This window comes from Corallococcus sp. CA041A (genome assembly GCF_003612075.1).
Classification (GTDB): Bacteria; Myxococcota; Myxococcia; order Myxococcales; family Myxococcaceae; genus Corallococcus; species Corallococcus exiguus.
The window spans coordinates 51,502-61,916 of record NZ_RAWF01000017.1 but is presented as its reverse complement, the minus strand read 5'-3'; the positions used below and the strand labels follow the sequence as shown (position 1 = coordinate 61,916).

At 70.1% G+C, this 10,415-nt stretch carries 8 protein-coding genes and 2 tRNA genes; 9 read left to right on the top strand and 1 reads right to left on the bottom strand.

The window, feature by feature from the left end:
- A partial coding sequence (locus D7V77_RS45915; RefSeq protein WP_147451991.1) for a helix-turn-helix domain-containing protein occupies positions 1-252 on the bottom strand: 252 nt, incomplete at its 3' end.
- A 55-nt stretch (positions 253-307) separates the two neighbouring features.
- On the opposite strand from D7V77_RS45915, the gene D7V77_RS05590 reads away from it, so the two are divergent.
- The 9 genes from D7V77_RS05590 to D7V77_RS05555 all read left to right on the top strand — a co-directional run bounded on the left by D7V77_RS05590 (position 308) and on the right by D7V77_RS05555 (position 10,395).
- Entirely contained in the window at positions 308-568 is a 261-nt protein-coding gene (locus D7V77_RS05590) for a hypothetical protein (RefSeq protein ID WP_120575229.1), read from the top strand.
- A gap of 4 nt (positions 569-572) precedes the next feature.
- Positions 573-1,349, top strand: coding sequence for a hypothetical protein (locus tag D7V77_RS05585; protein ID WP_120575228.1), 777 nt, complete (start codon positions 573-575; stop codon positions 1,347-1,349).
- A gap of 110 nt (positions 1,350-1,459) precedes the next feature.
- Positions 1,460-5,131 (top strand): hypothetical protein, encoded by a 3,672-nt coding sequence (locus D7V77_RS05580; protein WP_120575227.1) that lies wholly within the window; start codon positions 1,460-1,462, stop codon positions 5,129-5,131.
- Positions 5,128-5,667 carry a DUF1318 domain-containing protein gene (locus tag D7V77_RS05575; RefSeq protein WP_120575226.1) on the top strand — a complete coding sequence of 180 codons (540 nt, stop codon included), beginning with the start codon at positions 5,128-5,130 and terminating at the stop codon, positions 5,665-5,667. Before D7V77_RS05580 ends, D7V77_RS05575 begins: the two co-directional genes overlap by 4 nt.
- Entirely contained in the window at positions 5,661-9,137 is a 3,477-nt protein-coding gene (locus tag D7V77_RS05570) for a PD40 domain-containing protein (protein ID WP_120575225.1), read from the top strand. Before D7V77_RS05575 ends, D7V77_RS05570 begins: the two co-directional genes overlap by 7 nt.
- A 215-nt stretch (positions 9,138-9,352) precedes the next feature.
- Positions 9,353-9,850, top strand: coding sequence for a Spy/CpxP family protein refolding chaperone (locus D7V77_RS05565; protein ID WP_120575224.1), 498 nt, complete (start codon positions 9,353-9,355; stop codon positions 9,848-9,850).
- Between the two features lie 96 nt (positions 9,851-9,946).
- Positions 9,947-10,096: a hypothetical protein gene (locus D7V77_RS43600; RefSeq protein ID WP_158624338.1), complete on the top strand. Its 150-nt coding sequence runs from the start codon at positions 9,947-9,949 to the stop codon at positions 10,094-10,096.
- 137 nt (positions 10,097-10,233) lie between these two features.
- Positions 10,234-10,305, top strand: a tRNA-Val gene (locus tag D7V77_RS05560).
- 13 nt (positions 10,306-10,318) lie between these two features.
- Positions 10,319-10,395 (top strand) — tRNA-Asp (locus tag D7V77_RS05555).
- The last annotated feature ends 20 nt before the right edge of the window (positions 10,396-10,415 follow it).

Genomic DNA, 10,415 nt, shown 5'->3' with positions numbered 1-10,415 from the left:
CGCACGGGCCTCCAGTGCCTGGACACCTTCCTGGCGCCACCTCCGACGCCACGCGTACACGGCCCGGGGAGTGACACCCAATGTTCTGCCCACCTGGGTGGCGCTCTGCCCTTCGGCAGACAACAGGAGAGCCGCGGCACGCAGCGCCACTCCCTGCTGCCCGCCGCGGCGGAGCAGCCCTGTCAGGAGGCGCCGCTGCCCGGCAGTTAGCCGCACGCCCTGCTGGGGCCTCTTCCGGCGCACGCTGCTCATTACCAACGCAGCGTACCCCTGAACGGAATTACTCCGGTTGGCTTAGACTCCTGGCATGAACCTCGTCCGTGGCATCACCCTTTTCGCGGCCGCCCTGTCCCTGCTGTCCAGTTGCGCGACGCTCGACACGTCGCACATGTCGCCGGCCTGCCGCGACCAGTACGACGCGTGTCTCAACAGCTGCCAGCCGCGCGGCCGGCCCGCCTCGAGGCAGCCGCCGGACTCCGTGCAGGGCAACGCGGAGCGGCTCACCCTCGATACGCAGACGCCGGCCTGCACCGACTCCTGCAAGCAGCAGGCGAAGACCTGCTCCTGAGCCCATGGCCCCGGAGCGCTACGAGACACTTGACGGATCCACGCCGGACGTCACCCCGCTGGCGGCGGAGGTCGGGCTCAAGCAACCGCTGAGCGCCTTCACCCTGCTGGAGGGCGGCGACGTCTTCGAGTCACGCGGAGGCCGTCCCCCCGCGGAAGGCCCCGCGCGCGCCCGCGCCTATGTGAGCGCGAAGCTGGAGCTCAAGCCGTACGGCGCCCCGGCGACGCAGGTGAAGCGGGTGCAGGAGGAGATCATCCGGCAGCTCGCCGGGAACCTCCAGCTCATCGCCCGCCTGGAGGCCGCGAGGCCCCTGACGCTGGAGCTGATTCCCCCCGGACACGCGCTGACGAAGTACGGCTATCCCCGTGCCGTGTCCCCCCAGACCGCGGGCTTGTTCTGGGATCATCCGGACTGGCCCCGGGCACGAATCGCGCTGAAGCAGGACCGGCTGGAGTCGGAGCAGTACCTGGTCTTCCACGAGATGGCGCACGCCATCCAGGGGCTGGCCTTCACCCAGAAGGAGAGCGAGCTCATCTACCGCACGATGCTCCGCACCTACCGAAGCCGCGCGGCGGTGGACGAGGTCTTCGCCATCTACAGCGAGCGCGAGTTCGTCACCGGCGTCTCCGCGCACGACCTGCGAGCCCCCGGCGTGTACGGCATGGCCCGCCAGCGGTGGAACGAGGAGCACCTGTTCACCCGCTTCGTGCGAAACCTCTACTTCCCCTACAAACCCCTCGCGGGTGGCACTGCGGGAATGACTCCGTCCAGCTTCGGTTGAAGCGTTTTTCCGGGTGCACGGCGCCGCCCGGCTCGCGAGGCATGCTCGGATTGAAGCCCGCTTCCGTCGCATGGTAGGAGGAGGCGGGCCGGTCGCCTCGACGGAACATCATGGACTCCCCCGGTGCTGAACGGCCTCGTCGGCGGTTGACGCGAATCATCGCGGGCGCGGGCCTGATCCTCCTCGCGACGATCGTCCTCCTGCTCATCGCGGTCGTGACCGCGCTTCACAACCTCGACCACCCCTGGCTGAAGCCGCACGTCGTCTCGCAGGTGGAAGAAGCCTCGGGCGTGCGGCTGGACTACCAGACCGCGCGGATCGACGTGCTCTCCGGCCTGCGCATGGAAGGACTGGTGGTGCGGACCCCGCCGCCATTCCAGGACGTCGCGCCCGAGTTCCTGCGGGTCGGCACGCTGGAGGCGGCGTGGTCGTTCGGAGCCCTGCTGAAGGGACCGGTCCGGGTGGAGCGGGTGGCGGTGCGCGACGCGACCGTCGTCCTGGTGGCGGATGAGAAAGGGACCACGTCGCTCACGAACCTGACCGGACCGCCAGAGCCGGAACCGGTGGATGAAGTGTCCCCCGGAACCTCCCAGCAGGTCGCGGATCTCTTCGCCTCCCCGTTCCCCGTCTCGAGCATCGAGCTGTCGAACGTGTCGCTGACCTATGTCCGCGTCCAGAACGGCGCGGTGGTGGACCGCTGGTCGCTGCGCGGGCTCGAAGCCGGCATCGAAGCGAAGCCGCAAGACAAGAGCTGGAAGCTCCTCGTGGACCTCGGCAAGCCCGGGAAGCCGCTGGCCCTCACGCTGAACCGTGAAGCGCCCGCGGCGGAGGCCCTGCTGGAGCTGGCCCTGTCGGTGGAAGCGAGCACGGACGCCGCGCACGTGAACGTGGACCTGGACGTCGCGAAGCAGACCTTTGAGCCGCGCTTCACGCTCCGCTCGCTGCTGCACGGCGCGGTGACGGCCAGGTTCGACGCCAGCAAGCAACACACCACCGTTGAGCTGGAGCGAACGAAGCTGACCGACAGCGCCGAGGTGCAGGCCCAGTTGGTGCTTCCGGATGCGTCGGAAGTCCCGCCCGTGCTGACACAAGCCCTGGCGGACGTGGACCTGGGACGGCTGCTGCGATGGATCCCCGACGACCTGCGCCCGTTCTCCCTGGAGCGCGGCAAGGTGCACCTGGAGGCCCGTGAGGTCACGCTCAGCGATATGCCCCAGCTGGGAGCCCAGGGTCGGCTCGGGCTGGACGTCGACGTGGCGAAGCTCCTCCTCGTACAGGAGGCGCTCAAGGTGGAGCTTGGCGATGGACGCATCTCGCTGACGGCGACTCCAGATGCCCCCCAAGGACTGGCCGCCAAGCTCGTGTTCGCGCTCCAGGGGCTCGACGTCGGGGGCGCCACACCGCTCCGCATTCCGAAGGCCTCCGGTGAGCTGACGGGGCATCAGCTGCGGCCCGACCTCGCCTCGCCCTTCAGGGTCGCGGGGGACGCGGCCCTGTCCGCCAAGGTGGAAGCACTGGATGTCCGTGCCTCCGGATACCGAGCGATGGCGGAGCGCCTGGGCCTCAACCTCCAGGTGCCCCTCACGGCGAAGCCCCCGTTCGCGCTGAAGGCGGACGTGCCCGTGGAGGCGCTGCGGATCACCGCCGAGGGCCGCGAGGTGCTGAAGGACCCCGCGCGAGTGCAGCTCCACGTGACGGACGCATTCCCCACGATGGAGGAGCCACGGCTGAGCAAGGCCCGCGCACGGCTGGAGCTGGACGTGGGCTCGCTGCACGCGTCGCTGGACGCCACGAAGGGCACCGACGACGTGGCGTACTCGCTGGACGCCCAGCTGCCGGACCTCGTCATGGCACGGCCCTTCATCCCGGATGACGTCGCCGCGCGATTCCCCTGGAAGCACCTGGCCGTGACGCTGGCCTCCAAGGGCAGGCTGACGGCCCTCTTCGCGCCCTCGCCGCGCGTGGACCACCAGACGGAGCTGAGCCTGAAGAAGGCGGGCTGGGACGACATCTCGGCCGCCAGCGCCATGCTCGCGCTGCGCTCCCAGGGAGACGAGTGGAAGCACAAGGGAGACCTGGCCCTGAAGGTCGAGGGGCTGCGCATCGGAGAGACCGACGCGGGCACCCAACACCAGACGCTGACCTTCGACGTCGACCGCCGCAAGCTCTCGCTCAAGTTGGGGCTCACCGGACATGAGGGCCTGAAGGTCGCCGCCGACGCGGCGCTGGCGTTCAACCCGAAGGCTCGCGCGCTGCGCATGGACGTGAAGGGCGACTTCCCGCCGCTGGGCCCCCTGTCGCCACTCCTGGCGAAGGCGCGGGTGCCCCCGGAGGTGGATCCGTCCAAGCTCGCGATGACCGGCGAACTGCACGGCACCCTGACCGGCCTCATCACGCACCTGGGCTCCGACGGAAGCTTCCGCCTGGCCCCCATGCCTCCGCGCGCCGCCAGCTTCGAGGGCAAGGCCCACATGGACCTGCGCGGCGTGCGCTGGAAGCAGGCGGACCAGACCATCAACGTCCCCGCCCTGCGCTGGGAGGGCGAGTCCCACGCCGACGGCGCCCAGCGAAATGTCCGCACGACCCTGGCGGTGGAGAAGCTCACCGTCAGCATGAACGACCGCCGGTTCACCTTCGCGGACCTGTCCAGTGCCAGCACCGCCACCTTCACCGACCAATGGGAGAAGGGGGACATCGAGCTGAAGCAGCTCGTGAAGGTCCGCTCGATGGAACAGAAGCCGGCGCTGCCCTACCCCGTCCAGGACGTGGAGGCGTCGTTCTCCGTCGTGCGCAAGCCCACCGGCGTCATCCGCATCCCGGACCTGAAGCTGTCCAATGGAGGCACGCAGACGCTGTTGAAGGTCCGGGGGCGGCTCGACCTGAGCAGTGATCAGCAGCGCATGGGGCTCCGGGGCTCGCTGGAGCAGGACCTGGCCCACCTCGCGCGGCCCGGCCAGGTCGAAGGCAGCGGCAAGGTCACGATGGACTTCCGCGTGGCGTCGCCGGACCTGGTGGTCTTCCGCACCACGTCCAGCCTCAAGCTCCAGGACGTGAACGTGCGGATGCCCGAGTCCGGCATCGTCGTGGAGGCGCTCAACGGCGACGTGCCGCTGACGGAGAACGTGGAGGTCTCCCAGGACGGCGTGCGCCTGCTGAACGACCTGGACGTCAATCCGTACTCGATGCTGCGCTTCGCGGATCAACACCCGCTGCTCACGCGCAGCGGCTTCATGTCCGCGGACCGCATCACCACGCCGTGGGTGACCATCGCGCCGCTGGCGGGCAACCTGGCCATCAACCAGAACGTGTTCTCCATGAGCCAGCTGGAGATGGGCGTCCGCGGAGGGCGCATCACCGGCCAGTGCATGCTGAACTGGCAGGGCAAGCACTCCACGCTGGAGGCCCACGTGCGGGCCACGGGCGTGAAGTCCTCCCGGGGCGAGCCCTTCGACGGCAACGCCGCCATGGTCATCTCCGCCAGGGACCGCAGCATCAACGGGCGCGCGGAGATTCTGCGCATCGGCAACCGCCACCTGTTGGACCTGTTGGACGTGGAGGATCCGCACCACACGGACCCCGCCACCAATCGCGTCCGCTACGCGCTGGGCCTGGGGTACCCGGAGCACGTGCGCGTGAGCTTCAAGCAGGGCTTCGGCAGCCTGCTCATCACCATGGGCGGCCTGGCCAAGCTGGTCAGCATCGATGAAATCCGGGGCATCCCCCTGGGCCCCATCGTCGACCGCCTCATCACCACCATGTTCCCTCCAGAGGCTCTGCCATGACACATCGTGGGTTGCTGCTCGTGGCCGCCCTCGCGGCTTCCGGATGCATCAGCGCGCCGGAGATCGTCATGGTGGACCGGGCGACGGCGCTCGAGGAGCAGGCCGCGGGCTCGTACAAGGACGTGGAGCAGCGGCTGGCGCGCGCGGGCATGAACCCCACGCCGGTGCCGCTGACGCCCAACCAGCTGGAGGACCTGGGCATCCAGCCCCCACCGCTGGTGGAGAACCTGGGCAAGACGCAGGCGGACCGCGTGGACGACCTCGTGCGGCGCCACTGCGTGGGCGAGGGCAAGGACGGGCTGCTGGTGCTCACCCGGAAGCAGTGCACGGCCGGGCGCGTGTCCGCGGATGACGCCGCCCTGGTGGAGCGGGTGAACCGCGCCCGGCGCCAGCTTTGGCAGTGGATGAAGACCGTGCGCCCCGGTGTGCCGGAGGCGACGCTGCGCCAGAACTGGCGTCTGGCGCACGCGGAGGGCGTCGTCTGCGGCGGCTGGGTGGAGGCCGAGGACGGCACCTGGGGAGAGAAGAAGTGCTGACGCGCCAAGGCCCCTGGTTCCTGGCCCTGGCCGTCCTCCTCGCGAGCGGCGCCTGGGCCCAGGACGACGAGAACGACGGAGGCATGGCCCTGCCCGAGCGGCTCACCGTGGGCATGGGCGACCAGTTCCTGGGGCAGCTGGGGCCCGACGAGAACTCGCTGCTGTTCGTGTCCAACCGGGACATCGCCACGGAGATCTTCGTCCAGGACCTGGAGAAGGGCCGCGAGCGCCGACTCTTCGACGAAGGCGCGGACGTGACGTGGCCGCGCATCAGCCCCAATGGCAAGCAGCTGCTCTACATCTCGTTCCGCACCCAGGCCGGCGGCCAGCTCTGCGTGAGGGACCTGCCAGAGGCGAAGGAGCGCCGCTGTCTGGAAGAAGAGCTCAGCGCGCTGCAGGCGGAGTGGATCGACGACACGCACATCGCGCTGGTGAGCCGCGCGACCATCCAGGGAGACCTGCGCCTGTCGAAGGTGGCGCTCGGGGCCGGATGGCAGGTGACGCCGCTGCTCGACCGCAACCTGACCAGCCCCACCATCTCCCCGGATGGACGCTGGCTGGTGTACGTCCCGGTCCAACGCTCCGTGCAGGAGGTGGGACCGGGCTTCGCCGCGCGAGCGGCGCCGCACCTGGAGGCCATCCGGTTGGATGTCCCCGGCGCGGCCCCCGTCCCGCTGACGCTGGACATCCCAGGGAAGACGGGCCAGCCGGTGTTCGCGCGCGACGGACGCTCGCTGTACGTGGTGCAGTTCTTCACCGACTCCAACGGGGACGGAGTGATTGACGCGAGCGACAGCGGGGTGCTGTTCCGCGTGCCCTTCGCCTCCGAGCGCGACGACGCGCCCGCCCAGGCCGCCGCCGCCAGTCCGGACCAGCTCACCAGCGAGGCGTGGAACTGCGAGTACCCGTCCCCCACCGCCGCGTCGCTCATCACGACCTGTTCCCGGGGCCAGTCGCTGGACGTGTATCAGCTGCCGCTGGGTGGCCAGGTGCCCGGTGAATGGGACGTGAAGCGCCTCAGCGAGGAGCTGGGCATGGTGGGCCGGCGCGCGGATCAGCTCATCCTCTACCGCCAGCGCCTGCTGCTCGAGACCCGGCCCAAGCTCCGCCGGTTGTTGATGATGCGCCTGAGCCAGCTCCACCTGGCCTACGGCGACTTCGACGCCGCGGACTTCTACGCCCGCCAGATGTCGAAGGTGGACGACCCTGTCACCGCCGGGCTGTCGGAGCCGTTGCGCATCCTCATCGCCCACCGGAAGGCCCTGAAGGAGCGCGACCGGGGCCGCATGGTGGATGAGCTGCAGGAGGGCGAACGCCAACGCATGGCGGCCCTGGATCCCGCCGCCGCGCCCAGCCCGCCTTCCGCCGTCTACCGTCACGTCGTGCGCAGCGAGCTGGCGCAGTCATCCGGCGACTTCGCGCTCGCCCGCCAGGAGCTGGAGGCGGCCGAGCTGACGGACACCACGCCGCGCGCGGTGCTGGAAGGCTGGTACGAACAGGCGGACGCGCTGTACCGCGAGCTGGACGACCGGAACGCATTGGTCGCCGCCGGCCGCAAGCTCTCCCAGAACAAGGTCTTCAAGCAGGACGACCAGCTGGACTTCGCGCGCGGCGCCGTCCGCGCGCTGTACCGGGGACGCCCCTACGCGGAAGCGGACGCCACCATGGCCCAGGCGCTCGCGGCGGAGCCTCCCGGGACGCCGTATGCGTTCGCCCTGGAGCTGGGCCGCCACGTCAATGCGTTGAACCAGGAGCGCCCTCCCCGCCCCGTCCGGGACGCCCTGGTCGCGTTCTACAAACAGCAGACGGATCCGCTCCGCCGCCGCATGGTGGTGCAGGACGCCGCCGAGCGCGCGGCGAGCCTGGGCGCCGACGGCGTGATGGAGGCCCTGGCAACGCGCTACGTCGACGACGCACCGGCCGGCACCGAGGAGCGGCGACGGGCGGAGCGGCTGTTCCGCCGAGCGCTGATGGGCCGCGCCTACCGCCGCATGGGGCGGGACCGGATGGACGAGGCGCGCGCGGACTTCGACCTCGTGACCCGCAGGACGGGCTCGCTGGAGAGCGCCGTCGAGTCCATGAGCCTGCGCCTGCGCGCGGGCGTCGCCCCCGAGGTGGTTATCAAGGAGGTCACCACGGAGGTGCCGAGCAAGGCCGTGTCGCTCTCGCACTTCGTGAAGGCCTACGTGACGACGCGCCGGCTGTCCAAGCTGGATGACGACGCCCACGCCCAGGCGGTGAAGACCGGCCTCGCGGAGCTGCGCGCGGCGTGGCAGGAGCTCAAGAACCAGCGCGAGGTGCAGGCCCTCATGGGAGCCATCCACCACGAGGACTTCCTGCGCGGCCGCAACCCCGCCGCAGCCGAGCGCGCCAACCGGCACTACCTGGTCGCCCTGGACCTGGTGCGCAACAACGCGCGCTACAAGGCCATGATCCTCGGCGCGCTGGGCCTGCTGCACACGCAGGTGGGCAACTACCACATCGCCCTGGGCTACCTGGACGAGCGCGACAAGCTGCCCTACGCGGACAGCGGGGCGGGGCTGTCCGTGGCCCTGGCCCGGGCCCGGGCGCTCCTGCACGTCAACCGCGAGGCGGAGGCCGCGCAGGCGGCGGACAAGGCCCTGGCCACGGTGGAGTCCGTGCCGAAGATGGCCCGGTTCATCCCGTTGGTGATGGACCGCGCGGCGCTCTACAACCTGGCCGCGGGCAAATTCGAACGGGCCCTGACGCTCTACGACCGCGTGCTGCCCGGCATCGAAGCCGGCCCCCGCGACGAGGAGGGCCTGCGCAACCGGCTGGTGCTGCGGCTGGCCCGCTGCGGCGCGGCGCTGGGCGCGGATCAACCCCAGCGGGCGCTGGAGGACCTGGACCAGGTGGACCGGGACCTGGCGACGCCCGCCGTGCGGGCCACGCTGAAGCAGGCGCGCGCCACGCCCAATCTCGTCCAGCGCGCGTATCGCATCATCGCCGCGGGGCTGCGCGCCAACGCGGAGACGCGGCTCGGGCGCATGGACGCCGCAGCCCGAGCGCTGGAGCAGCGGCGCGCGCTGTTCCTGGAACAGTTCGACGAATTGGATCGCGACGAGGACATCCGCGCGGTGACGTTGGCGGAGCTGCGGCTGGCGGAGAACGCCGTGGACCGCCGCGACCCGGCGCAGGCGGCGCAATGGCTGGGCAAGGCGCTGGAGCACTCCGACTCACTGATGGCTCGCACGCACGCGCCGGTCGATGCGGGCCAACTGGACGTGCTCTGGTTCGCGGCGCAGCTGCAATCCGAGGACAAGACTCGGATGCCTTTCGACGTGCCCCAGCGGATGGAGCAGGCGCGGCGGACGCTCATCGAGCAGCGCGACCCGGCGTGGCGCACGTACCTGGCGTGGTTCAACATCTACCTCGCGCTCGACGGCAAGGTCGCTGCCTCGGCGGACAAGCCAGCCCAGGCGCAGGAAGTCCAGACCGCGTCCGAATAGCGGCTGCAAACACATTCGGAAACGCGCGGGACATTTTCGCGGCACATGGCGGGAGCACCTTGCACCGTGTCAGCCCGGAAGCCCCGGGCCTGAACGGCACGGGACGCCGTGGGGGACAAACCCCTCCCAGTCGGTCCCTCACGGTGTCCACCGTGCCATCAGGCCAACGGCTTCCGGGTGCGGTCATCACGCGCAAGCTGGAGGTACACATCACCATGAAGCGCCATCTGTTCATGCTGGGCCTGCTGTTCGCCGTTCCCACCTTCGCCGGATCCACCACCACCACGCAGGACGCGTCCCAGGGCGCGCGCCGGCCGCCTCCGTTCGAGCGCAAGTCGCCCGTCCAGGTGCTCATCGACCACCGCCAGGACCTGGCCCTCACCGACGCCCAGGCCGCGAGCCTGACCCGGATTCAAACGGCGCTCGACGCGAAGAACGCGCCCGTGAAGCAGTCCCTGGAGGCCCTGCGCCCGCCCGCGCCGCCGGACCGCGGCACACGACAGGGCACGCCGTCCGCCCAGGACCAGGCCGCCCATGAGCAGGCGCGAGGCCTGTTCCAGCAACTCCGCACCAACGACATGGCGGCCTACCAGGAGGCCGAGCAGGTCCTGACGGACGCCCAGAAGACCCAGGCCCGCACGCTCCTGGAATCGGAGCGCCGCTCGCACGGCCCCGGCCACGGCGGCCGCGGCGGTCCTCCCCGAGGCGAGTAGCCCCTCACCGCCAGTCCGGCCCCCTGCGCGTCAGGGCGGCCGGAAACCCGGCGGCTTGGAGTGTCGTTTCCTGAAAGTCACGAACTCCCCGTCAGGATGTCAGACGGCTTCCGTATGGTGTCGGGCATGGAGGCGATGATGCAGACGATGTTGGTGTTCGTGCCGGTGGCCCTGTTGGTGGGCGCCGTGGTGATGATTCCCCGTTCCCGCCGCCGCGTGCGTCGGTGGAAGGTGCGGGCCGGGTAGCAGGCGGATCCGCGCTCGTCGGATCCGCTCCCTTCCGAGGGGGCGGAGCGCGATGAAGGGGCCCCGAAAACAGATGCTTGACGGAGGCGGATGGGGACGGTACAAGCCGCCTCACTGAATCACGGCGGGGCCGCGCAGGGCGGATAGCTCAGCGGTAGAGCGGCGCCCTTACAAGGCGATGGTCACAGGTTCAATCCCTGTTCCGCCCATATAGATTTTTGTGGGGAGTTAGTTCAGTTGGTTAGAACGCCGGCCTGTCACGCCGGAGGCCACGGGTTCAAGTCCCGTACTCCTCGCCACTAGAGAGGCCCGGAACCGA

Excerpts from the sequence above, each read along its gene's own strand:
- D7V77_RS43600 (WP_158624338.1), top strand. The coding sequence starts at position 9,947 with ATGTCAGACGGCTTCCGTATGGTGTCGGGCATGGAGGCGATGATGCAG.
- D7V77_RS05585 (WP_120575228.1), top strand. The coding sequence starts at position 573 with ATGGCCCCGGAGCGCTACGAGACACTTGACGGATCCACGCCGGACGTC.
- D7V77_RS05575 (WP_120575226.1), top strand. The coding sequence starts at position 5,128 with ATGACACATCGTGGGTTGCTGCTCGTGGCCGCCCTCGCGGCTTCCGGA.
- D7V77_RS05590 (WP_120575229.1), top strand. The coding sequence starts at position 308 with ATGAACCTCGTCCGTGGCATCACCCTTTTCGCGGCCGCCCTGTCCCTG.
- D7V77_RS05580 (WP_120575227.1), top strand. The coding sequence starts at position 1,460 with ATGGACTCCCCCGGTGCTGAACGGCCTCGTCGGCGGTTGACGCGAATC.
- D7V77_RS05565 (WP_120575224.1), top strand. The coding sequence starts at position 9,353 with ATGAAGCGCCATCTGTTCATGCTGGGCCTGCTGTTCGCCGTTCCCACC.